This window comes from Hymenobacter cavernae, from assembly GCF_014641455.1.
GTDB classification, from domain to species: Bacteria; Bacteroidota; Bacteroidia; order Cytophagales; family Hymenobacteraceae; genus Hymenobacter; species Hymenobacter cavernae.
The window spans coordinates 21,145-21,509 of record NZ_BMHT01000018.1 but is presented as its reverse complement, the minus strand read 5'-3'; the positions used below and the strand labels follow the sequence as shown (position 1 = coordinate 21,509).

Genomic DNA, 365 nt, shown 5'->3' with positions numbered 1-365 from the left:
GCCAGTGAAGCACCTAGCACAATGACGCGCCAGGGCGTGCGCCACGGCAGGCGGCTTTCGGGCAGCAGGGCCGCCTCGGGCGTGGTTTTTTCGGGCGGCTGCGGGAAGGCTACGGCGTACTCGGCATCGGGCGACTCGTGCGCCAGGTGGGTGCCGCAGTAGGTGCGGTCCAGGCCGGCTTCGGTCAGCAGCACCCAGTGTCCGTTGGTTTGGAACAGGGCCGGAAACGACCACCCCTGCCCGATGGTAGAGGGTGTGCCGGCCGCAATGCCGCGCTGGTAATTCTCCTCGTAGCTAGGCTGGGTATTGGCAAATCCGGTCTGCGCTTTGGCGTGCGGGTGCAGCCAGCCTTTGGCCGCCGCCGA

At 67.7% G+C, this 365-nt stretch carries 1 protein-coding gene; it reads right to left on the bottom strand.

Annotated elements, in window-relative coordinates; translation table 11 throughout:
- A partial coding sequence (locus IEX74_RS22870) for a glycoside hydrolase family 97 N-terminal domain-containing protein (protein ID WP_188816419.1) occupies positions 1-365 on the bottom strand: 365 nt, incomplete at both ends.